Genomic DNA, 22,824 nt, shown 5'->3' with positions numbered 1-22,824 from the left:
TAGAACTGTCATCTGAATCCCTGCTCTGTTAAGCCCCTTAACTTTTCACAGAAAACGGGGCAATCCCAAACGGCGGATCATCGAGCTATCTGAATGTGAGACCTCCTTAACGTCTAGAACGATGCGGAAAGCCCGTTTGACGAGACTGGGACTGGATGGCTTGTACCTTGGCCGTGAGCCTTTCTTCGTCAGCCAGGGCAGTCTCTCAGTCCTGCTTTAGCGAGCGGTCAATGAACCTATTGCTCGGATCGATGCTGTCATTGCCACGCCGTGCCAATGCCGCCTGCTGCAAGCTCAGCTTCCACTGATCGTACAGCCGCCGTCGTTCGAGGTCCAGATCCTTGGCGACCAGCAAGCTCACCGCGATGGCTCCTGGGTGAGCGCGTCGAGCATCGCGGCCGCGACGCAGGCGACCACGTACTGGGCGCTGATCGGCTGGCAACGCGGTTCACCGAAGGCAACCGCCAACCGGTGACAGACGTAGCGGACCTCGCGTCCGTTCTCGGTGTAGGTTGGGAAGATGCGCAGCCCACACACGCCGCAGGGCAGGGGCCTCTCAGCAGCGCCGTACCACCGCGCGGGATGCCGCTATAGCGCGTGCGGATAAGCGCCATCTACTCCTAGTTCCGTTCACAGGCGTCCCGGGCAGATCCCGGCAGCAATGAAGTGATGCAGCCGGTCGTAGGAGACGCCCTCGGCGCGCGCTGCCATTGGCGGGACGCTTTTGCGCTTACCCCGCCCGGTCACGCTGGCGACATAGAGTGGGCGCATCGCGCGGCTGGCTGAGTGGGACAGGGCCGCTAGGAACGGTTGCAGCCAACGAGGCAGCTCTGCATGCCAGTCATCGTCCACCGCCATTGCCACCACCCGCGCCGGATCAACTTATAGTGCAAATCCACCGCGAAGGCGCCTCGTTGCACCAACGCACCAGAGCAGCACTAGCTTTCTGTTGCTACCATGCTCCGCCCAGCATTCGTTCATAGATTTGTTCTGTCAAAACATAGGCTGCGATTGAAGAGAATGCCTGAAATATAATGCTAGAGGACGAGAACGGTAAACTGTATGGACGCGCCCTTTTCAGAAAAAGCCCTGAAATTAGATGTTACAACACGCTTCTACGCGCAAAAACAATATCGCATTGAAAAACTTGCCTGGTATGCTTGTTGCTCCATCCCGGCCCGATCCAAACAGGATGAAGACCTATCGCCCTCAATTCGGCCACAACGTCCTCGAATTTGGGCTCTCCCTCATAGACGGGGATCAAAGACGCTTCTAAAAGGAAAAGGGTGATCTCGCTAACGCGGTCACCCAAGCCTCTCAGAACTTGCAGCTCCAGGCCTTGCACATCTATTTTTAGCATAATAGATGCGTTTAACGAAGGAATTGGCAGCTCTGACCAAATCGTTTCAAGTCTATGCAAGGGCACGATTTCCCTATTCAATTCTGCAATACCTTCTTCAATCGAGACCGACCATGCGTTGGCTGTAAGAAGTGAACTGCTGACATAATTTTTTGAGACGTTTATCTCTGCAATGCCGTCCGATTCTCCGAGCGCAGTACGGCGGCAATACCAGTCTGGCTCTTTTACGGTTGCCCGTGACAATTCAGAATAGACCGACGCAATAGGCTCAAATGAGATCAGTGTTCCTGAGAACCCTTCGTCGCGCAGAAATCGCCCAAATTGACCGACATTGGCCCCTACATCAAGAACACAGTTTATGTTTGTCACGTTCATTATTTCGCGGATGTCGGAACTGAACACAGCCATGGCAACCTCATAAAAAACGTGGAATTATACCTGCTGTTTTTGTCGATCACGACACATACGTGTGTCGCTTCGAGGCCAAGACCACATGAGTCGGTCAACACCGGGGCCATCATGCCGGATAAAGGTCAGGTCGAGTGGATGAGCCGCACGACCAAGAACGCCACGGTCAACCGCTACCTATACGACAGCCATGCCAGCCCCTCACCCACCTGGCCGACTTCGTCAGCGCCCACAACTTCGCACGCTGTCTGAAGACCCTACATGGCCTCAAGCCCTACGAGGCCATCTGCAAGGCACGGTCCGCTGAGCCCAGCCGCTTCAGGCCAAACTCGCTCCACCAAATGCCGGGACCAAACATCTAGCTAGAAGCTCTGTGTTCTTGGAGGAACGAAACAGCGTCATCCCTCAAGCAGACCACGTTACAGTAATCGTACTTATCTGAAGAAATCTTGTGCTCACGAAGTCCATCATCGGTTGGCAAAAACAGCTTGTATCCTCGACGACGAACATATTCGAGGATCTCTGCGCTGCGCGGAACGCCGATCGCATTTAGATCATCAAAATCACCAAGCTCGACGACTAGGGCCCTAGCCTCGTTGATCAATCCACCCATACCTTCGAGAACGAGCATCTCAGAGCTTTCAGTGTCTATCTTTACAAGAGCCGGTCTCACTCCCGCCGTTGCGCAGAAGGTATCGAGCCGTGAAACAGGAACAGTGACGCGTTGTAACGGTACAAGCTTCCGGTCGGGGAGACGGGCACTATAGGCAGAATTGAAGGCAGAAAAATCAGGGCCATAGTCGTTGAACTCAAGGTGCCCATCCTTATTCCCTATTGCGGTTTGGTGAACCTCTACATTACCGAGATGAAGAACGTTCGCCCGGAGGCGACCAGCAACAAAGGGGGTCGGCTCGAAAGAATGGACACTCCCTTTAGGCCCAACAAGATTACTTGCTAGCACACTAAAATATCCATAGTGCGCACCAATGTCGAAAAAGACGTCTCCCCTGCTAAGAAAGTCGATAAAAAACTTGGTCAGACCAAACTCGTAGGCACTGAACTCAAATAAAATGCTTCCCACCTCCTCACGCACATTAACATTCATTACACTCCCGTTAAAAAGGCGCACGGGAAAATGAGGATCCAACACTGCGTTTTGTTTGATTGCATCAACCGCTTGCTTAAGGCAGCGATGGCCGGTTTGATCGTAGCGGCTCACAATCGAATGTAGGTCGCGGATACTTGCGATTGACTGCTGCAAATCAGATTTTACATTAGAGGAATGCGATTCCGAATTTTGGGCTTGGCTCACATCACTTGGTAGCAAAATATGCTTCCTCGTTCCGAAGCCCACGATCTGCATCGACTGTACACGGCGCATAGGAAACTCGTCGTAAGGTACAGTACCTCGCCAACGGTTGTGAGCCTCAGCAGATAGATAATATGTGTCCGGATCTTTTGCCGCTTTTTCAAGAGCTACAACAGCCTGGCCCTTATCATGACCGAGGAGTTCGGAAAATTTTAAGAACATTTCCTTGTGGTATTCAGCGCCCATCCCAAGACTGACCACATCAACGGCGTGAATTGACGAGCCTTCCGGTAAAGTGAAATACGCAATTGCGTCAGAAACGACCTTAAGTTTTTCAAGCGGTATGTGTTCAATAACACTTATTGAGTAGCAGCAGGCGACCGAATTGGCCATGACCCCGTCTATATCACATGAAAACCAGTCTACAATATATTCTACGTTTCGATATGAGCGTTTAAAATGATCCAGCTCCGTGGGGCCATTTCCAGCTCCTTCGTACGGATCAACGACGATTACTCGATATCCTAAGCGCCCAAGAATATCTGCTACTAGGGGCTCACCAGCCCCTATCTCCAGAAGGGTTGCGCCGGCGGGCTGAGTAGAAAGAATGGCTTTCAACATCCAGTAGCGCTGAGAATCTTTGATGTCGCCATTATAATTTAGGAGCTTCGGAAACAATTCTGCTCCCTGGGCAAAATCTCGGACGGTACCGTAGCTGAGACCGCTCTCAACCTCTGTCGCCGCAAGAGACCTCAGCAACGCAAGATCGGCGTCCGTGATGATATTATTTGACATCAGTCTCGCTCCATAATTAGTATGCTATTGGTTGACCGTTAGCGTATCACAGACTCATAAAAATGCAGGAGGTTTTTTGCATTTTCGTTCCAACGAAGGTTCTGCAAAGCAAAAGCCCTCCCAGCGGCGCCGATCTCAGCAGCTATTTGAGGCGATGATAGCAACCACTCTACACGGTCTGCGATTTCCTCTCCATTTCCTCTGGACAGCAAAATCGCGTCTCTACCATCAATCAGCCTCAATCCAATATTCGAGGCCGGAAGCAGAACCGGCTTGCCGAGAGATAGAAACTCGGGGACCTTCGAAGGCAATCGGAACGCGTTGAAATCATCCGGCTCGCCTGGTTGAACATACATGTCTGCTAATTTCAACACATCTATCATTTCGGATCGATCCAATTTTCCAAGATTAATAACCCAGTCGCCATTGAGAGCCTGATAACTTAAATCGATATCAGTAAAATAATCTTCGCCGGTGCGGATTAGACGCACGTCGTGCCCACGCCGTCGCAAGATAAGAATCGCGGTGTAAAGAGAGAAAACATCCTTGTAATTTGCGGAATGCATATTGCCGTTATATACTATAACTATCGAGTCGGTATCTATATAGAGATTTCGCCGTTTCACCCTAACTTGTTCGGGTGTTAAGTCGCATCTAAAAACATCAGTATCAACTCCCGGCTCCAACAGGTGAATGGGAACGTCGGGCGGGCACAATTCCGAAAGTCGATCGACTATGACAGTGACTCCGGAGGAGCTTTCGAGAAACGCTGGAAGAGTTCTGGGATTTGTGAGACTTGCGGGCGTCTGGCTTTCGAGATCGGCATCACCCATCCCGTCGATCTCGCGTAAAGTTTTACGCAACGCAGATGAAAACAACATAATCTCGTGGTCTTCCAAATGAACAACATAGGGGCAGCCAGTTTTGAGTGTAATCCTGCGTGTAAAATTCTGCACGGCCTTCCTAGGTGTCCAAGCGTGAAGCAGCACATCCCGGCCGCTCGCTAACTCGAGAATCTCGGCCGGTATATCCTCTTCAAGATTTTTTATCTGTATGGCTTTGAAAGAGGTCGGCCCAAAATCAGCCGCTGTACTCGGATCATTGCTTCCAATTACTGTAGTTTCGACTCCCAATGTCGACAAAGAGTTGGCAAAATGCGCGACATGCCCGCCGCTGTTGCTATTGAATAGTCCATAATTGATGAATATAACTCTCATTCCGCTCTCCTTCTGATCGCAATGTTTACTATAACTTAGACAGGACGAGGCGCCGTATAATAAACGTAGAAGCTCGCACAGACGGATCTATGCGCAGGTTTTGAATTCTCTTTTCTGCATTCAACAAGACAATTGCCGAAACTTTGTTATTCGATGTTCCCAGAGCGTATGATGCCGATTCCTCGTAACCGTCTCCAAAATCAAAAAATATTTGCATATAGTTTTTTTCGGGGTCGGCGATAGAGTGCGTATATTCCACTTCGATATCGAGCACGAAACGCCCAATTACGTCGGCGTGGATTATTATTTGCGGATCGTCTCCCGCGACGTATGCCTCTATTTTCCTCAGATTATGAGTTTCTTTAAATTGTCCCGTAAGATCGATTCTTTCTGTTAGGTCAAAATCTTTGCTACCTATTGCTTCTACGATCAGCATTTTGCAATTTGGCACTTGAATCTTCGGCCTACTAAAGGCAGGTGCGATGCCGGACACACTATCGTTTGGGGAATCACTTAGCCTCTGCTGAAATCGCTCGATTGATTGCAAAGGGCCCGCAGCTTCTCGGACCCGATTCAGAAACTCGCCGGTTCCCCAAATTGTAGACAGCAGGCGCCTCCAAGTAGTTCGCTGATTTATTTTTCCCTTAACGCACTGGTCGAGAGGGACTTTTTCGGAAATCCAGCGCAACATTTCCGGGCTAGGTTCTCCATTATATCTTCCGGATGCCGAGTATCCAGTAAGAATCAATGGCAGGAAAATCTCTTGCTGAAACTCGTCATTTTTTACCAGCTTTTTCAACAAAGTTGCATAGTCACACGATGAATAATGTCTCACTTCGTGAGAACTCAATGGATCCCTTCCCAATAGCAGCTTTATAGACTTCCTTGTATCGTTTAGGTCGGGATATTTCAGATGATAGCTTTCACGGTGATTTGCATTTTTAGCTTCCATCGTGTGACCGCTCCGGAATGGACTTTTTGGCTGCGTGTAATGTGAAAGTCGCGCTTCAGCGTCCGTAGATATCCTCGACGCGGATGATGTCGTCCTCGTCGGTGTACGAGCCGACCTGGACCTCGATCAGCTCGAGCGGGATCTTGCCCGGGTTGTTCAGCCGGTGCATCGAGCCGACCGGCAGGTATCATGGGCTGAATCTGAATATTGAGACAAGACATCAGAAGGGGCGGCTCAGGCGTTGGCGCTGAGGCGCTTGATGTCGGCGTCGACCATTTCGGTGATCAGCGCTTCGAGGCTGGTCTGCGCCTCCCAGCCGAAGGTCGCCTTGGCCTTGGCCGGGTTGCCCAGCAGCACCTCCACCTCCGCCGGCCGGAAGAAGGCCGGGTCGATCACCAGGTGGTCGTCGATGTTCAGCCCGACATGCTTGAACGCGATCACGCACATGTCCCGCACCGTCGTCGTCCGGCCGGTGGCGATCACGTAATCGTCCGGCTTGTCCTGCTGCAGCATCAGCCACATCGCCTCGACGTAGTCCCGGGCATGACCCCAGTCGCGCTTGGCGTCGATGTTGCCCAGCCGCAGCTCCTTCTGCTTGCCGAGCTTGATCCGCGCCACCGCGTCCGTGACCTTGCGGGTGACGAACTCGACGCCGCGCAGCGGGCTCTCGTGGTTGAACAGGATGCCGTTCGAGGCGTGCAGCCCGAAGCTCTCTCGGTAGTTGATCGTCATCCAGTGCGCGTAGAGCTTGGCCACGCCGTAGGGCGAGCGCGGGTAGAACGGCGTCGTCTCGCTCTGCTGCGCCTCCTGGATCAGCCCGAACATCTCCGAGGTCGAGGCCTGGTAGTACCGGGCCTGGGGGGCGACCGAGCGCAGGCATTCGAGCATGTGCACGGCGCCGAGGCCCGTCACCTGGCCGGTGAGCAGGGGCTGCTGCCAGGAGGAGGTGACGAAGGATTGCGCGGCGAGGTTGTAGATCTCGTCGGGCTTGGCGGTCTGGACGATGCGCAGCAGCGCCGACTGATCCAACAAGTTGCCGTCCACGAGTTCGACATCGTCCAGGATGCCGAGCCACTTCAACCTGTGGTCGAACACGCCGGCATGGCTGGAGCGGCGCACGATCCCGGTGACCGTGTAGCCCTTCTGCAGCAGCAGCTGTGCCAGATACGCGCCGTCCTGGCCCGTAACCCCCGTGATCAGCGCGCGCTTGCCCGTCATGAAACCGTCCCGTCCCGTTCCTGCCCGGCTGCTACGACCGCGGTGGCATAGGGGTCAAGCTTGAGCTATACGAGAGCCTGTCCATCCGCAGTGCGATGCTCTCTCACGGCACTGGGCGATCTTCAGAGTCGGCAATGGAGGTAAGCGCGGTAAAAGCAGCACCTCTACGGCGGTTGTATGATCACGATCGCTAGCTCAGCAGAAGCCACTGATCGACCGTCATGGGAGGCCCTTCCGGATCACGACCGGCGCGGGCCAACTCGACCATCTGTTGGCAAAACTCGGCGAAGTATGGGCGCGGCTTTTGGTTGACGTCCTGCCATCACTTTCGTCCGGCGTGAGTGCGGGTTTTCCGGTTTCGTGAGACCCTGACGGGAGAAGCGGAGCCGTAAAGAAGAGCAGGTTCACTGAAGAGCAGATCGCCTTCGCGCTGAAGCAGGCCGAGACCGAGACACCGGTCGCGGAGGTGCTGCGCCGGATGGGCGTCTCCGAGCAGACATTCTACCGCTGGAAGAAGCTCTACGGTGGCTTGGGGACGGGCGAGTTGCGGCGGCTGAAGCAGCTCGAGGACGAGAACCGCAAGCTCAAGCAGCTCGTCGCCGATCTAAGCCTCGACAAGCACATCCTGCGAGGCACGTGCTCGCAAAAAAGCTCTGACGCCTGCTCGGCGACGCGAGCTCGTGCACCAGGTTCAGGAGGCGCACGGGGTGAGTGAGCGGCGCAGCTGCGTCGCGCTCGGCGTCGGCCGGTCGGGCATCTGCTACCGCTCGACCAAGCCCGATCAGGCACCGCTGCGGATGCGCATCTGCGATCTGGCCAAGAGCCGGGTGCGCTACGGGTACTTCCGGATCTACATCCTGCTGCGCCGGGAAGGTTGGCGGGTGAATCACAAGAGGGTTCACCGTCTCTACCGGGACGAGGGGCTGAGCCTGCGGCTCAAGCGACCCCGCCGGCACGTCAGCGCGGCACACCGTGAGCGTCAGCCTGCTGCGCTCCGGCCGAACGAACGCTGGTCGATGGACTTCGTCTCCGACGCGCTGTTCGACGGCCGTCGGCTGCGGGCTCTGACGGTCGTCGACGCGTTCACGCGCGAGGCTCTGGCGATCGAGGTCGACCAGGGCATCAAAGGCGAGCAGGTCGCAGCTGTCGTCGACCGCTTGGCGCTGCTGCGCGGAGTACCGTGCGCGATTCAGGTCGATAACGGGCCTGAGTTCGTCTCGAAAGCCCTCGACCGCTGAGCCTACGAGAACGGTGTCACGTTGGACTTCTTACGGCCTGGCAAGCCGACCGACACGGATGTTGTAGAAAAGCCCTATCCGGCAGGTGCAGGCATATTTTTCCTCAACCGGGACTTGGTTGGAGCCTTGGTCCGCCATCGCGCGGTGAAGTCGGCGTACGCTTCTTCGGCCTTTTCAACGCGCCCGCTCGGCAGCTCGCCGCTCCGGGATATTGTAATCATAGGCGGCACCGCGCCTGGCGTTTTGCGTCGGCAAACCTGCCTTGAGCTCGATGCTGTGGAACTTGCGCGCGAGCAGCGCCGGTCGCATCCAGATTTAGTCTTCGCCTTTGGTCAGCATATGTCAGATGATCATGGCAAGCTTCCGTGCCGTGGCCACCGCCGCAATCGGCTTGCCTCGCTTGGCGGCCACGCGCTGGAAGAAGGCACGCAAGGGGCCCGGCGAGCGCGCCGCCGCCCATGCCGCTTCAACGAGCATACCCCGCGCATGACCTCGACCCTGCTTGGTGATCCGCCCATGGTAGGCGGGTCCCTCGCCGGACTGGCGGATGCTGGGGTTGAGGCCGAGATAGCCGACCAGCTTCGTAGGATCGCCGAAGCGCCGAATGTCGCCGATGGCAGCCGCCACGCCCGATGCGACGGCCATGTCGACGCCGGGCAGTGTCATCAGCCGCCGGATGACCGGATCAGACATGGTGGCCTGGGCGATGTCGGCTTCCACGTCCCTGAGCGATCCTTCGATGAGATCGATCTGCGCGAGGTGGCGATTGATGGCGGCGCGCTCATCAGCAGGCAGATGCTGGGCGACGATCCACTTGCGCCCGCTGATCCCGGTCAGGTTCCCGTGTGGGCACGGCGGGACGAGGTGCGCGTGCAGGATCGATTGGATGAGGTTCTTCAGCCGCACCCTCTGGCGGATCAGCTGGGTGCGCCGTGCGACCTGCCGTCAAAGGGCAAGGGTCGCCTCGTCTGGAACCCACACCTCCGGCAGGAAGCCGGTCGCGTAGAGCTTGGCCAGTACCGCCGCATCGATCGCGTCGGTCTTGATCTTGGCATGCGCAATCAGCCTCACCGGCTTGGGATTGGCGATGACCACGCGGTCCACGTGAGGCGCGCAAGCACCTCGACGACAGCTGCCGCGTTCCCAGTTGCCTCGACCACGACATGATCGTCGTGCGTGAGTTCCTTCCTGGCAAACGCCTCAAGGCGCTCGCGCAGCATGGGGATGCGGCCGAGCTTCACCAATTGCCCATCGAGGAGCGCCACAGCCTCGGCCGCTACCCAGTGGATGTCCATGCCGATGATCCGCATAGCCTCCTCCTTGGTCCAACAAGGTTGAGGGAGCTGGCGGGCAACACGTCAATTACGGATCCGCGCTCGCAGCGCATCCGGGCTAGTCGCAGGGGCGGCCAGATAACGACCTCGAGCTTGCAGCTCATGTCAGTGCGACGGCCTGCCCGCACTCTCCGTGCTCCCGGTGCCCCATGGCCCGGATCCGCCGAAGCTAGCCGCTTCAACCGATCTCAGGAACGGTGCACCGCCACGCATCATGCCGGATAACGCACTGGTCGAGTCGTTCAACGGCCGGCTGCGCGACGAGTGCCTGAACGCGAACTGGTTCTTGTCGTTGGCCGACGCGAGGAGCAAGATTGACGCGTGGCGGCACTACAACGAGAGCCGTCCTCACACCGCCCTGGGATAGCGAACACCCCAGGAATTCGCCTTGGCGGCAGCGCAACAGGCTCGTAGGGGTCAGCGGACGCGCGAGCAATCAAATCGATCGCGTGCGTTCGTTGGAGACGCCGCAACCGCGATTTCGCCCAAGGTGCGATCGATAGTTTGGTGCGATGCGTGGTGCCAATTGGAAGAAAGCTACGGCACGGGCCCAAGAGCCGTCATGCTCCTCAATCAGGCTCGGAACCGCTCAACCGCGATCCGATGCAACGACGGGATTATCCGGCCTTGGCCAGATCACGCCATCATCAGGCACAGCGCGCAGCACGGTACAGCCCATGCCGATCATCGCCTGCTCGCCGACCTTGAGCCCCTGCAACACCTTCGCGAGTGGGCCGACCAAACCGTCCGCCCCGATCGTGCAACGCCCACCGATGAAGGCCGCGGGTGAGATCGTTGTATTGTCGCCGATCTCAGCGTCGTGGCCGATAATCGCGCCGGTATTGATCACGCAGAACCGTCCCAGCCGCGCATCGACGTTGACGATCACCCCGTGCGCCACGAAGGCGCCCGCGCCTAAAGCCACACCCTGGCTCACGATCGCATGCGGCGACACCAGGGGCGGGCAGGGCAGGGCGTGTTGGTCGAGCCACGCGATGATCTCGGACCGGGCCTGGATCGCCGCCCGACTCACCCCGCCCACTGCCAGCGCGACGCCGGCGTACTCCGCACGGTTGGCCAGCAGTTCGTCGAGGTAGCCCCTGTAGGTGCCGACCTGCACGCTCGGCTGGCTCGAATAGGTCGCCTCGACCGTGTAACCGATCAGCTGCGCAACCTCGGCGATCTCCTTGGAGAAGCCACCGCCGCCGATCAGCGCCAAGCGTTTGGCTCCAGCCGTCATGTGAGTCCACCCTTCATAGAGACGCTCCGCCGTCAACCCGCAGGATTTCGCCGGTTACGTGCCGCGCCTCGAGGGACATGAGGAAGGCGATCGCATCGACAACCGACGCGACCCTCGCCGCGCCCGTCGGACTGCGCTTCTCCAGCGCCTCCTTGAACCCCTCGCCGTAGAGGCGCGCATGCGCCTGGGTCATCTCGGTGTCGAGCCAGCCCGGCGCGACCCCAACCGCGCGTCGGGGGGCGAGCTCCCGGGCGAGGCCGCGGATCAGCGCGTCGAGCCCTGCCTTCGAGGCCGCGTAGGGGACGATGGCCGGCTCCGGTCGCTGGGCGGCCACCGAGGAGACGGCGCAGAATACCGCGTCGCGGGTCGAGATCCGGGCATTGCCGAACGCGGCGGCGAACAGGGTCGGAGCCACGAGGTTCGTGGTGTAGAGGCGCTGGACCTCCTCCACGCTCAGGCTGCGCATCGGCTTGATGACTTGGAGGCCGGCGCAATAGACCAAGCCGGTCAGCGGCCCGCGTTCGGCGACCGCGGCCTGCAGGGTCCCGGTGATGGCGCCGAGGTCGGTCACGTCCGCGGCTATGGTGGCGATCCCGGCCTTGGCCAGTTCGGCCAGGCGGTCCGCCCGGCGGGCGAGGGCGGTCACAGCCCCTTGCGCGGCGAAGCGCTCGGCGACGGCCCGGCCGATGCCGCTGCTGGCGCCGACAACGAGGATGTGTCCCGCGGACTCCGCCATCGCCCGGCCTCAGGCCTGCAGCTTCGCGCTGGCGATGCCGAGGAGATCGTCGGTGGTCGCGGCTTCCGCGATCCGCGACGGCTCCACCTCGAGGCCCAGGGTGTCGAACAGGGCCATGATGTTGAGGATGCCGAGGGAGTCGAAGGTCTCGATCTCACCGAGCTTCTGGCCGCGCGCGAGCGGCCCCGGCTGATCCAGGATCGCGCCGAGCTCGTCCAGGAACCCAGCCTCGGTCATCACGTCGTCTCCTCGAATTTCAGGACCGGTGGAGCATAGATCCGATCGGTGATGAGCGTGCACGCGCCCCAGCTCAGACCGACGCCGAACCCGGCCAGCACCGCGCGCAGAGGCCGGTGCGCGAAGTCCTCCGCCAGGAAGCCAGAGATCGTACCGGGGATCGAGGCCGAGTTCTGGTTCCCGTAGACGGATTGCGTGCCCGAGGGAAGCTTGCCGTCGTCGAGCCCTAAGCGCCGCTGCAGATTCTTGAGAATGTACTTGTTCGGCTGATGCAGGACGTAGAAGTCCGGCTCCTCCGGCCCCATCCCGGCGGCCGCGAGGATATCGGTGACCAGCGACGGCACGCGCTTGAGCGAGAAATTGAACACCTGCGCGCCGTCCATATGCATGGAGGCCGGCTTGTCCGCATCCTCGGGATCCGCGCGCAACCCGCTATGCGGGATGAACAGGGCCTTCTCGCCGGAGCCGTCGCTGTGGAGCAGGAAGACGCTCTCGGTCTCGCGTCGCTCGACCAGAACGGCGGCGCCGGCATCGCCCATGATCGGGGTGATGGAGCGGTCGTTCGTGGCAACCATGCGGCTCGCGACATCGCCGCAGCAGAGGAGCACGCGGCTCAGCCCAGCCTCGACCAGGCTGTAGGCGACCGAGAGCCCGTACACGAAACCGCTGCAGCCCAGCCGCATGTCGAAGCAGAGCGTGTCGGTGCGCATGCCTAAGCGATGCTGCATCCCGATCGCCGTCGAGGGCGAGCTGTAATCGGGCGTCTGGGTGACCAGGATCAGCCCGTCGAGATCCGCCGGCTGCAGGTCGAGACCGCGCAGGAGTTCCCGGGCCGAGTTGAGGCAGAGGTCGGCGGTGGTGGTGTCGTCGCGTGCGACCACGTGGCGGGTGGTGAACCCCATCGCACGCTTGAGCCGCTCGGCCTCCTCGGGGGACATCCCCAGATCGGCCGCCTCGGCGTCGAAGGCGAGCGCCCGGCCGCCGACCGTGGTGACGAGGCCGGCGATCCCGGCATGCCGGAAGCGCAGCTCAGCCACGGGCGACGGCCTGCGCGACGTAGTCGAACCAGTCCTGGAGCCGGTGCAGCGGCGAGCGGGTGCTGTCGAGGATGCTCTCGTCGGCCAGCGGAACGTAGCGCCCAACCGCCTTCTCGACCTCGGACTCGGTCTCCAGCAGCAACTCGACCACCGCGAAGGAATCGATCCGCTCGTACAGGTCGTCCTCGGGGCCGAGGCCGCTCAGCTCCGGCCGGCCCCAGGTCTCGATGAGACGGTCCAGCGTGGTGCGGGCGGCGGCCGCGGCCGCAGCCTCACTCGGCGACGATGTGGATGTAGGCAGTGTCATCCGGTCCTCGGGTCAATCGATAGTCCTTGCCCTCGGGGCCAGAGCCGATGAGCGCGAACCCGTTCTCGTCCAGGAAGGTCTCGACCATCCGGTTCTTGGCGCTGGGGCGATAGCTTGCCCGCAAAGCCGGGTCGGCCTCTTCCTGGCAGACGTAGCGCAGGACTTGGCTCTCAATGCGGCGCCCGAGCGCCCGGCAGCTCATCAGGAACGTCTCGAGTGCGCCGCCCCGGACGATGGCGACGCCGACGATGCCCATATCGCCGAAGCGGTCGACCACCCGGGCCGCGTAGACGCTGCCTTCGCGCATCGCGGTGGCGACCTCGTCCTCGGTGTAGCGCCGCGTGGTAAGGTTGAACTGGTTGGTCTTGTTGACGAGCTGCGCGATGCGCCGGAGCGCGCCGGGGTTGTTGCACGTGATGTGCAACCGGATGTCCAAGGAGGCGAGGTACTCGTCCATGGAGGCGGCCGAGCGTTGCAGCTCCTGCCGCTGCGCCTCCCCGCGGTACTGCTCGGTCTTCGAGAGGTCTTCCGCCGTGACGTTCCGGGCCCGCAGGGACGCGATCCCATCGAGCAGGGTCAGCGCCTGCTCGGGGCGGGTCCGGTCGAAGAGATGGCACTCGACGCCGGGCAGCCGCGCGCGGACCTCCTCGATCTCGAACGGATTGTCGTCGATGAAGACGAAGCTATCCAGGCCGAGATTGAGCGTTTCGGCGAGTTCACGGATGTTGTCGCTCTTCTCCGACCAGTTGCTGCGATAGGCCACGAAATCGTCGAGGCGCAGGGGCATCGCGCGCTGCTCGAAGACCGAGCGAAAATCCGCATCGTTGTTCTTCGTGACAGCGCAGAGCAGGATGCCGAGTCTCTTCAGGCGCAGCAGCTGCCGCTGAAGCTGGGTGTGGACGATCCCCGGATAGTCGCTGTCGACCTCGAGGTTCTCGACGCCGTCCTCGCCGACGACGCCGCCCCAGAGGGTGTTGTCGGCATCGACCACCACCACCTTGCGGCGTGCCCGCAGCCGGGCCGCGATCGCGTCGGCGTAGCGCTCGACCAGCGCGTCTACGGCGGCGGGGGCATAGGGCATCTGATAGAGGTAGCGGTTGCGCTCGCGCAGCGCGTTGGCGAAGCCGAGATTGGCCAGGGCTCCCGCCGCATCGATGACGCTGACGCGCTCATTGGCGCGGGCGAGATCGAACAAAACCGCGTTCACGCGCGCCAAAGCGTCCAGCTGCCCGTGAAGGTCGCTCTCGACCGACGAGACCGGCACGAACGGCACGGTGTTGAGGATGACCGTCCCGGGCGCGTGGGCGAGGCGAGCGAAGACCAGCTCGGCCAGCGCCCGGGCGCGCGCGAGAGCTGTCTCGTCCGGAGCGACATCGAAGAACCAGCGATGGTCGAGATGGACGATGAGGGTGTCGACGGATGCAGGGCCAGCGAGAACCTGCTCGATCTGCCCGATGGGGAAATGCTCGCATGCGACCTGGGCGAGATCTGCAAGGCGCCCCGACACTTTCCCGAACGGGTTGGTGACGACGTTTCCGACGAAGCCGAGCGACAGTGCGCGAGCCGTGGTCATCCCTAATACCGGTCCCTGCGACATCCCAACGGATGCCTGCCCTCCGGCGATCGACCGGCCCCATCCTGACTATGCGAGCGCCGCCCTCTTGCGAGATCCGATATCATAAAGCAAGGGGGCCGGCCGTGTCGGGATCCGGCCCCGCATCGCCCGGGCGCGCGGACTCGAGAGCGTCAGTCGATGAGGAACGTCGCGATGGACGGAGCCGGCTCAAGCAGCGCTTCCCTGGCATCACGGATGTGGTCGCAGGAGCACCAGATCACGTTCGCCCAGGCCACCGGCGACGTGAATCCGATGCACATGGATGCCCAGGCGGCACGGCGGACGCTCGCCGGGGGGCAGGCGGTCCACGGGGTTCACGCGGCGTTGTGGGCGCTCGATGCGTGCGCCGATGCCTACCCGCTCGCGCGGCTCAGCACCTTGCAGATGCGGTTCGAGCGCTTCGTGCTGGTTGGGGACCGCAGCGAACTCGTGGTGCACGAGGCGGATGCGAGACGGTTGCGTCTCTCGCTGTCGGTGGACGGCGTCCGCGTGGCGACGATCCAGGCGGCATTCGGGGAAGAGCGACCGCACGCCCAGCCCGTGGACGCGGCAGCCGCGGCGATCCCGGTCGAGCCGATCACCGTCGAGCCCGAGACCATCACCGGGGCGTCGGGGGCCTTCCGGCTCCCTGAGCCGGAGGCGATCGCCGCATTGGTGCCGCGGCTCGCGCGCGCCATCGGTTCCGCCCGGGTGGCGACCCTCGGCGGCCTCTCCACCCTGGTTGGCATGGTGGTGCCAGGCCTGCACTCGATCCTGTCGAAGATCGACGTGACGCTGACGGACACGGCCGAGGGATCGAACCTCGCCTATGCGGTGAAGCGGTTTCAACCGATGGTCCAGTCGGTGACGACCCAAGCCAGCGGGCCGGGCCTCGACGCCCGGGTTGAGAGCTTCGTGCGCCCGCGCCCGGTCGAGCAGGAGCGTTGGGCGGACCTCGCGGCCCTGGTCCGCCCGGATGAATTCTCCGACGTATCCGCCCTTATCGTCGGCGGATCCCGCGGCCTCGGTGCGGCGACGGCCAAGCTGCTGGCAGCCGGCGGCGGCACTGTCTGCATCACCTACGCGTCCGGAGCCAACGCGGCGGAGACGATCGCCCAGGAGATCCGGGACGGCGGCGGGCGATGCCAGGTCCTGCACTACGACGCCGCCCAGCCGGTCGCGCCGCAGCTGCAATCCCTCTCGATGAAGCCGTCCCAGCTGTATCACTTCGCGACCCCGCGCATCTTCCGGCAGAAGCGGGCGCCCTTCGAGCCGTCCTGCTTCGAAGAGATGATGCGGATCTACAATTACGCGTTCTACGATCTCAGCCTGTTCTGCCTCGAACGGCGCGACGGCCTGGCGGCCTTCTATCCCTCGACCACCGCGATCGACGAGGCGCCGCGCGACACCCTGGAATACGTGATGGCCAAGACGGCCGGCGAGACCCTGGCGGCGACCATGGCCCGGACGATTCCCAATCTGCGGATTGTGATCGAGCGGCTGCCGCGGGTGAAAACGGATCAGACCGCCACGATCTTTCCCGTGCCGGCCGCCCCGCCCGGCGCCTTGATGCTGCCGATCATCCGGCGCCTGTCGGCTCCAGCCTGAGACCGCCTGGAAACGCAGATCCGACGGTCTTCAGCACAATCCGACGACCGACCGGGGCGATTCGAACCCGGCCCTCATTAGCGCGATGACGCGCCCCCAGCGGCGGAGCCGGAGAACGCATCGCTACCGCCCTGGACACCGGCGGTGCCGAGCGGATTACCGCGCGTGTCGGTGCTCAGGTTCAGGTCCTTCTGGACCAGACCGGGGGGCGCAGGGTCGAAAGACTCGACCGGGCCGAAGGCTTGCTGCCCGCCGAAGAGCGGCTTGACGACGGTCTCGGGGCGGACGGAATCCGTGCACAGCCCCGTACAGATCGGCTCGACCATATCGGTCTGCTGGCAGATCGGCCGCATCACACCCCTGACGCAGGCGCACCGGCAGGCCGCCCAGGCCTGCGTCGGCAGGAGCAGCAGGGAGCAGAGCAAGAGGATCGACCGCATGGCGCACTGCCCTTGATGACGCCGCCCCGATGGGAACGGCGGGATGATGGTAGCAGGCCGACGCCGCGGTCGCGAGCCGTGGCGGCGATGGCGCCCCCGCACGGAGGCCGATGGCGGTGGTCCGACGTCGACCGTCACGCGAAACCGTTCTCGCGCCGACGCCCTCGGCCCGCCGCCCGCTCAGTGAGCCGGGGCGGCCTCGTGATCCGTATCCTCGCCTTCGGGCGCTTCGTCGTCCCGGTCGGCCTCGTCCTGAGCGTCGTCGGGATCGTCCTGTGATCCCTCGGCGGCCGTGAAGAAATCGCCCTTCCGGAGCGCTTCGCCGCCCGTCACCATCATGCTGAGGTAGGTATTGAGGGTGTTCGGGGCGACATCGGACAGCCGTTCGGCGATCTCGGCATGCGACAGACCCTGCGGACCTGCGCTGCCCAGCAACGCCTTCAACCGTCCCTTGGCCGAGTTTGCCCGGGGACCGCGGGCCCCGCGGCGACCGCTGCGCCCCGACGAGGTGCGGTCCTCACCGGACGCCCCCGACAGGTCCGAGGTGTGAAGGATTGCGGGATCCTTCAGCGGGACTCCTTCGACGATCGCCGTCAACGCAGCCTCCGCCGCCCGCAGCTTCGCGAGCTCCGCCGCGATCCGGTCATAGTCGCCCTGAAGCGCGGCCTTCCGCGCCCGCACGTCCACCAAGGCCTTCGTCAGGGTATTGTCTTCAGCCATCGGCTGGCCTCACCGCATATACGCGTCCGCTGGCGGCCATAGGTCATAGGACCTTCCGAGCGTCAACAGCGGGCGGAGTTGTGAGAAACCGGTCGTCTGTCCTAGAGACATCGGAAACGTTTCCCCTGGACCTGGCCGGCGCCAGCGGAACTCCCGAATGTCAATGATACGCGATCCCGCCCGGCCGAGACCGTCCAACCTACGCCGAATTCGCTCTTGTGACTTCGGGGCGCATCGCGCGAATCGCCGATACGGTCCGAGTCGTAAATGGGCAGACATGACGCCGACCTCGCAGAGCCATCCATGCCACTGAATATCGTCGATAAGGGAGATAACAATGTCATCGACATCGACTCCCGCGATCAACATGCTCAGGCCGGTAAGATATATATCAACGGCGATAACAATTATATCCGGATCGGACGCGGCTGCGTCTCCGACAAGGACATGCATATCGTCATCGAGTCGAACTGCAAATTCGATATCGGTGAGGATGTCCGGCTCGGCATGGCCAACATCTATATCGGCCCGGGCTCGATGCTTCGCATCGGCGACCGAACCGGCTTCACCGGGCTGGTCCATCTCAACCCGGTCGAGGCAAAGGTGATCGAGATCGGGAGCGATTGCTCGATCGCGTCCGGTGTCTGGATGACGACGAGCGATTTCCACTCGATCATCAGCCGGACCGGGGGCGAGCGGCTGAACCCGGCAAAACCCGTCCGCGTCGGCAATCATGTCTGGATCGCCAACCAGGCGACGCTCCTCAAGGGCTCGACCATCGGCGATAACGCGATCATTGGGGCGCACGCGGTCGTCACCGGACTCGTGCCAGCTAATTGCGTGGCCGCCGGCAATCCCGCGCGCATCGTGCGCGAGGACGTCACCTGGCGGTCGGACCTGATCTGATCGTCGGACCGCAGGGCAGGGCGGCGAGCCCGAAACCTCATATTTACCGCGGACGCGTGTTCCGATAGGCGAGGTCCACCGGCGAGCCGCTCGCTGAGCCCGATGATCCGCCTCGACACAGCCCCCGCGAAATCATGCTCATCCGAGCTACAGGCCTCGACTCAGCCGCCGGTGGGATCCGCATCCCGGATCAAGCGCTCCGTGCGGCGGCGTGAGAGCGGTGCATTGAAGACCCTCTACGGCCTGTATCACAGCTGGGCTGGTTCCGCCGGAGCGCGTTCGAGCCGCAATCCGCTGGTCCGGCTCGCAGCCAGCGGCGGCCTTCCGCCGGCCAACGATATCGCGTCGGGGGCGGAGCAGATCGCGGCTTTGGAGCCGTATGTCGATGCGGGCTTCTACGCGAGTTGGTACGGCATCACAGTCGATCCGGTGCGGGACTACCTCGCGGCCGGCTGGCGCGAGGGCCGGGACCCGCGACCGGATTTCTCAACCGCCGACTACCTCGCCGCACGCCCGTATCTGGCCAGGGCCGGCATCAACCCGTTCCTGCACTGGGTGACGGCGCAGCGCGCCCAGGGCGGCGACCTGCCCAAGCCCGACATCAGGCAGGCCGAGCGCCTGGCCCGCCGCCTCGTGGACGGCGCGTTCTACCTGGCCAACAACCCCGACCTGCAGGCGGCCGGCGTCGACCCGGTCGACCACTACATGGCCTCCGGCTGGCGCGAGGGCCGCGAGCCGTCGCCTCGCTTCGACACCCTGGCCTATTGTCTGACCCGGGGGATCTCGTACGCGACCCAGAACCCGCTGGTGCACTACGTCCTGCACGGCGGCCCGGCCCGGCCCGATCCCGAGGACGCCCTCACCCTCCAGTCCGAGACGCTGGCCCCCTATTTCGACGCCGCCTATTACCGGCAGGGTTTGGACGGGTCGGAGGCGGCCTCCGACGCGGAGCTGCTGCAAGGCTACGTGGCCGGTGGCTGGCGGGCGATGCGCAGCCCGCGCCAGGATTTCGACCCGGCCGGCTTCGTGCAGGCGCGGGCCGGCAGCCGGGCGGTGATCGGCGACCCGTTCTTCCGGTACGTCGCCGAGACGCTGCTTTCCGGCGGCACACCCTTCTTGGGCGAGGACCAGCCAAAGTTTCCCGCCGTGGACGAAGTCTGGTACCGGGCAACCTACCCGGACGTGCAGGGATTAGCGCCCTACGTGCACTTCTCGAGGACCGGTTGGCGGGAGCTGCGCGATCCGGGCCGGGGCCGCTCGACCCTCAATGCGCTGCTAGGCGTCTGCGGCCTGTCTCCAGCGCGTCCGCCCGTTGAAGACCTGGGCTGGCTCGACGCGATCGGTCGGGAGGCCCTGGACCGGGCGGCGTCCCTGGACCTGCAGATCGGACTGATCGCGCCCCATTTCGACCGCGTGTTCTACCGGCAGCGCTACGGCCTCGCCGAGGATGTCGACGCGGTCCGCGACTATTGCGACACCGGTTGGCGCCGGGGCCGAAACCCACGCGCCAACTTCAACGGCTGGGCCTACCGCGCCCATCATCCGTACATTGAGCCGACGGGGATCGCCCCCTTCGTCCACTATCTCGCTACCGCGCTGCTGCGCGGCACCGATCTCTCGAGCGACGCCTTCGATCCTGGCTACGATACGCCGCCCGCGGCGGAGGATGCGGACCTGCTAGAGCAGGCCTGGCTGATCGAACCCTATTTCGACGCGGCCTGGTATCTAAAGCGCTATCCCGACACGCGCGGCTTCGAAAACGGCCCGGCTATCCACTTCCTGTCCCACGGCCAAGAGGAAGATCGCGATCCGAGCAAGGCCTTCTCGACCCGGTTCTACCGTAGGGCCTACGGCCACCTGTTCGCGCCGGGTGAATCGCCGTTCCTGCACTACGTGCGGACCGGTCGCGCCGCCGGGCTGATGGGTTGCCCCGAGGATCTCGGCAGCTGGCCAGCCATGGAGGCCCCCGAGCCCCGGGACTGGGACGGCCTGCCCCGCGCCCTCACCCTCGCCCAGGCCCGGGTCGTCGTGATCATGCCCGTCTACAAGGGCCGCGGCGAGACCCTGCGCGCCATCCATGCCTGCCTGTCCGCCCCGCAGAAAACCCCGTTCACCCTGCTTGCCGTCAACGACCGATCCCCCGACCCAGACCTCACCGTGGACCTGAAAGACCTCGCCGGCCGCGGCCTGTTCCACCTCGTCGAAAACCCGGACAACCTCGGCTTCGTCCGCTCGGTCAATCGCGGCCTGTCCCTGCGCCAGGGCCGCGCCGTGGTCCTGCTCAACTCCGACGCCCAGGTGTTCGGCGACTGGCTCGACCGGCTGGTCGCCCACGCCGAAACACCCCCTGCGGAGATCGAGGGGCGCCCGCCGGTGGGCAGCGTCACGCCGCTGTCGAACAACGCTACGATCTGCAGCTACCCACGCTTCAACGCCAACAACACCATGGCGCTGGAGATCCCCCGGCCCGAGCTCGACCAGGCCGCCAAGCTGCTCAACCGCGGCCGCTCCGTCGAGGTGCCCACCGGGGTCGGGTTCTGCATGTACATGACCGCCGCGGCACTGGACGCGGTCGGCCCCCTCGACGACGTCGCCTTCGGCAAGGGCTACGGCGAGGAGAACGACTGGTGCATGCGCGCCCGCAAGGCCGGGTTCTCCAACCTGCTCGCCGAGGACGTGTACGTCTACCATGCCGGCCAGATCTCGTTCGGGCTCGACCCGGGCGGCGAGTACGACCAGGGCCAGGCGGCGCTGCTGGCCAAGCACCCGGACTACCCGGCCGCGGTCGGCCAGTTCGTCCAGGCCGATCCCGGCCGGCGCGGCCGGGCGCGGCTCGACCTGTACCGGCTGGCGCGGCACTTCCGCGGCCGGGCGGTGCTGTTCGTGACCCACAGCTGGGGCGGGGGCATCCAGCGGCACATCGACGACATGATCGCCCGGCTGAAGGCCGAAGGCACCGCCGTGGTGCTGCTCTCGGTCGACCGGGCCCGGAACAGCCAGGTCAACGTCTCGTATCGCAGCCGGGAGTTCGTGTACCTGCCGAGCCTGGACAGCCTGTACCTGCCCCGCGATGCCGAGGCGGTGGCGGCGTTCGTGGCGCAGCTGGCGCCGCTGCTGATCCACGTGCACTCGCTGGCGGGGCTGCGCTGGAACGCGGCCCGCGCCTTGATGGATCTCGTGTCCGGCTCGGGGCGGCCGTATGCCTGGACGCTGCACGACTTCTCACCGGTGTGCCACCGCAACCACCTGGTGATGCCGGACGGGCGCTATTGCGGGCTGGCGCCGGTGTCTCTGTGCCGGGACTGCCTGGCCTCGGACGCGGACGGCTACGAGGAGCCGGATCCGGCGGAGCGGCGGGCGGCGTTCGGGCGGTTCCTGGCCGGGGCGGCGCGGGTGTTCGCGCCGTCGGCCGACACGGCGGGGCGGATCGGGGGCGTGTACCCGGATCTGGCGATCACGGTGCGGCCGCATGTCGAGGCGGACCGCCGGGTGCGCTCGACCGCGCTGCGGCGGCCGGGGCGCGTGCGCCGCGTCGCGGTGCTGGGTGCGATCAGCCTCCCCGAAGGCGGTCTGTTGCTTCAAGCTCTAGCTGCCGACGCCCGCAAGCGAGGCCTACCCTTGCGGTTTGCGATCGTAGGCTACTCCGACCCAGCACTGAGGAGCGGCTTGGAACAGGCCGGGGTCACCGAGACGGGCCGCTACTCGACCGACGACCCGACGCTTGATCGGGTCGCACGGGCGGCCCTGCAGATCGCCGAGACCGGTGACCACTGGGAGGACGCGGAGATCCTCGACCTCCTGCCCAAGATTTCTGCGGACCTAATCCTGCTTCCGGCGATCTGGCCGGAGGCCTATTCGTATGCCCTGACCCTGGGGCTACGGACTGGCCTGCCGGTGGTGGCTTTCAACTTTGGCGCACAGGGCGACCGGTTGCGCGCCCATCCGAACGGCCAGGTCCTGCCTTACGCCCTGGCGAACAACCCCGCCGCTCTCAACGACCGGCTGATGGCGATCGACATCTCGTCCGGCGGCGAGCTCTCGATGCCGATCCAGGCGGCCGAGTACGAAAACCTGATGCGCGACTATTACACCCTGACGACATAGGCACAGCCGCTTCCGTGCATCCGGCCAACGCACTTTAGCCCAGTTTTTCGCCGAAGCAGGCGAA

The 22,824-nt window shown here is 62.8% G+C and carries 17 protein-coding genes and 6 pseudogenes; 6 read left to right on the top strand and 17 right to left on the bottom strand.

The window, feature by feature from the left end; translation table 11 throughout:
* Window positions 1–205: 205 nt before the first annotated feature.
* The 3 genes and pseudogenes from AKJ13_RS31990 to AKJ13_RS30715 all read right to left on the bottom strand — a co-directional run bounded on the left by AKJ13_RS31990 (window position 206) and on the right by AKJ13_RS30715 (window position 1,768).
* Complete coding sequence (locus tag AKJ13_RS31990; protein WP_160320626.1) at window positions 206–361, bottom strand: hypothetical protein; 156 nt, start codon at window positions 359–361, stop codon at window positions 206–208.
* 287 nt (window positions 362–648) lie between these two features.
* Window positions 649–858 (bottom strand): annotated as a pseudogene (locus AKJ13_RS32800) (transposase); the annotation flags it as partial.
* 244 nt (window positions 859–1,102) lie between these two features.
* A complete protein-coding gene (locus AKJ13_RS30715; RefSeq protein WP_082317085.1) occupies window positions 1,103–1,768 on the bottom strand; it encodes an FkbM family methyltransferase in 666 nt (221 codons plus the stop codon).
* Between the two features lie 123 nt (window positions 1,769–1,891).
* Here AKJ13_RS30715 and AKJ13_RS32795 point away from each other — a divergent pair.
* Window positions 1,892–2,130: pseudogene (locus tag AKJ13_RS32795) on the top strand (IS481 family transposase); the annotation flags it as partial.
* Here AKJ13_RS32795 and AKJ13_RS30710 read toward each other — a convergent pair.
* The 5 genes and pseudogenes from AKJ13_RS30710 to gmd form a co-directional block, all read right to left on the bottom strand.
* Entirely contained in the window at window positions 2,127–3,872 is a 1,746-nt protein-coding gene (locus AKJ13_RS30710; RefSeq protein ID WP_082317084.1) for an FkbM family methyltransferase, read from the bottom strand. The pseudogene AKJ13_RS32795 and the gene AKJ13_RS30710 sit on opposite strands and share 4 nt — an antisense overlap.
* A gap of 38 nt (window positions 3,873–3,910) precedes the next feature.
* Window positions 3,911–5,089: a glycosyltransferase family 4 protein gene (locus AKJ13_RS30705; RefSeq protein ID WP_082317083.1), complete on the bottom strand. Its 1,179-nt coding sequence runs from the start codon at window positions 5,087–5,089 to the stop codon at window positions 3,911–3,913.
* A 28-nt stretch (window positions 5,090–5,117) separates the two neighbouring features.
* The gene (locus tag AKJ13_RS31570) at window positions 5,118–6,041 is read right to left on the bottom strand and encodes a hypothetical protein (RefSeq protein ID WP_144426356.1); all 924 of its coding nucleotides are present in this window, start codon (window positions 6,039–6,041) and stop codon (window positions 5,118–5,120) included.
* A 55-nt stretch (window positions 6,042–6,096) separates the two neighbouring features.
* Window positions 6,097–6,228, bottom strand: a pseudogene (locus AKJ13_RS30700) (hypothetical protein); the annotation flags it as partial.
* A gap of 47 nt (window positions 6,229–6,275) precedes the next feature.
* The gene (gene gmd / locus AKJ13_RS23295; RefSeq protein ID WP_050735512.1) at window positions 6,276–7,259 is read right to left on the bottom strand and encodes a GDP-mannose 4,6-dehydratase; all 984 of its coding nucleotides are present in this window, start codon (window positions 7,257–7,259) and stop codon (window positions 6,276–6,278) included.
* A gap of 418 nt (window positions 7,260–7,677) precedes the next feature.
* Here gmd and AKJ13_RS30695 point away from each other — a divergent pair.
* Window positions 7,678–8,566 (top strand): annotated as a pseudogene (locus tag AKJ13_RS30695) (IS3 family transposase); the annotation flags it as partial.
* Between the two features lie 5 nt (window positions 8,567–8,571).
* Here the strand turns inward: AKJ13_RS30695 and AKJ13_RS23280 are convergent.
* Window positions 8,572–9,807 (bottom strand): annotated as a pseudogene (locus AKJ13_RS23280) (IS110 family transposase).
* A 244-nt stretch (window positions 9,808–10,051) separates the two neighbouring features.
* Here AKJ13_RS23280 and AKJ13_RS23275 point away from each other — a divergent pair.
* Window positions 10,052–10,198 (top strand): annotated as a pseudogene (locus AKJ13_RS23275) (transposase); the annotation flags it as partial.
* A gap of 222 nt (window positions 10,199–10,420) precedes the next feature.
* On the opposite strand, the gene AKJ13_RS23270 reads toward AKJ13_RS23275, so the two are convergent.
* The 6 genes from AKJ13_RS23270 to AKJ13_RS23245 are packed head-to-tail and all read right to left on the bottom strand — an operon-like array spanning window position 10,421 to window position 14,961.
* A complete protein-coding gene (locus tag AKJ13_RS23270; RefSeq protein WP_244471697.1) occupies window positions 10,421–11,050 on the bottom strand; it encodes an acetyltransferase in 630 nt (209 codons plus the stop codon).
* 34 nt (window positions 11,051–11,084) lie between these two features.
* Window positions 11,085–11,807: an SDR family oxidoreductase gene (locus AKJ13_RS23265; protein ID WP_050735507.1), complete on the bottom strand. Its 723-nt coding sequence runs from the start codon at window positions 11,805–11,807 to the stop codon at window positions 11,085–11,087.
* A gap of 9 nt (window positions 11,808–11,816) precedes the next feature.
* Complete coding sequence (locus AKJ13_RS23260) at window positions 11,817–12,044, bottom strand: hypothetical protein (protein ID WP_050735506.1); 228 nt, start codon at window positions 12,042–12,044, stop codon at window positions 11,817–11,819.
* On the bottom strand, window positions 12,044–13,081 hold the full coding sequence (locus AKJ13_RS23255; RefSeq protein ID WP_050735505.1) for a ketoacyl-ACP synthase III: 1,038 nt from the start codon (window positions 13,079–13,081) through the stop codon (window positions 12,044–12,046). The genes AKJ13_RS23260 and AKJ13_RS23255 overlap by 1 nt, the downstream gene beginning before the upstream one ends.
* Window positions 13,074–13,388, bottom strand: a complete 315-nt coding sequence (locus AKJ13_RS32790) for a hypothetical protein (RefSeq protein WP_244471696.1) — start codon at window positions 13,386–13,388, stop codon at window positions 13,074–13,076. Before AKJ13_RS32790 ends, AKJ13_RS23255 begins: the two co-directional genes overlap by 8 nt.
* Complete coding sequence (locus tag AKJ13_RS23245; RefSeq protein WP_050735504.1) at window positions 13,354–14,961, bottom strand: HAD-IIIC family phosphatase; 1,608 nt, start codon at window positions 14,959–14,961, stop codon at window positions 13,354–13,356. The genes AKJ13_RS32790 and AKJ13_RS23245 overlap by 35 nt, the downstream gene beginning before the upstream one ends.
* A gap of 180 nt (window positions 14,962–15,141) precedes the next feature.
* On the opposite strand from AKJ13_RS23245, the gene AKJ13_RS23240 reads away from it, so the two are divergent.
* A complete protein-coding gene (locus AKJ13_RS23240) occupies window positions 15,142–16,590 on the top strand; it encodes an SDR family NAD(P)-dependent oxidoreductase (RefSeq protein WP_244471695.1) in 1,449 nt (482 codons plus the stop codon).
* Between the two features lie 77 nt (window positions 16,591–16,667).
* On the opposite strand, the gene AKJ13_RS23235 is transcribed toward AKJ13_RS23240, so the two are convergent.
* Both AKJ13_RS23235 and AKJ13_RS23230 read right to left on the bottom strand, forming a co-directional pair.
* Window positions 16,668–17,030: a hypothetical protein gene (locus AKJ13_RS23235; protein WP_064774660.1), complete on the bottom strand. Its 363-nt coding sequence runs from the start codon at window positions 17,028–17,030 to the stop codon at window positions 16,668–16,670.
* A gap of 180 nt (window positions 17,031–17,210) precedes the next feature.
* Window positions 17,211–17,750, bottom strand: coding sequence for a hypothetical protein (locus tag AKJ13_RS23230; protein WP_050735502.1), 540 nt, complete (start codon window positions 17,748–17,750; stop codon window positions 17,211–17,213).
* Between the two features lie 267 nt (window positions 17,751–18,017).
* Between AKJ13_RS23230 and AKJ13_RS23225 the strand changes: the two genes are divergently transcribed.
* A complete protein-coding gene (locus AKJ13_RS23225) occupies window positions 18,018–18,656 on the top strand; it encodes an acyltransferase (protein WP_244471694.1) in 639 nt (212 codons plus the stop codon).
* 225 nt (window positions 18,657–18,881) lie between these two features.
* The gene (locus tag AKJ13_RS23220) at window positions 18,882–22,760 is read left to right on the top strand and encodes a glycosyltransferase (protein ID WP_050735500.1); all 3,879 of its coding nucleotides are present in this window, start codon (window positions 18,882–18,884) and stop codon (window positions 22,758–22,760) included.
* The last annotated feature ends 64 nt before the right edge of the window (window positions 22,761–22,824 follow it).

It is taken from the genome of Methylobacterium sp. ARG-1 (genome assembly GCF_001262595.1).
In the GTDB taxonomy this organism is placed as follows: domain Bacteria; phylum Pseudomonadota; class Alphaproteobacteria; order Rhizobiales; family Beijerinckiaceae; genus Methylobacterium; species Methylobacterium brachiatum.
The sequence above is the reverse complement of the archived record's forward strand: the minus strand, read 5'-3'. Positions and strand labels throughout refer to the sequence as shown.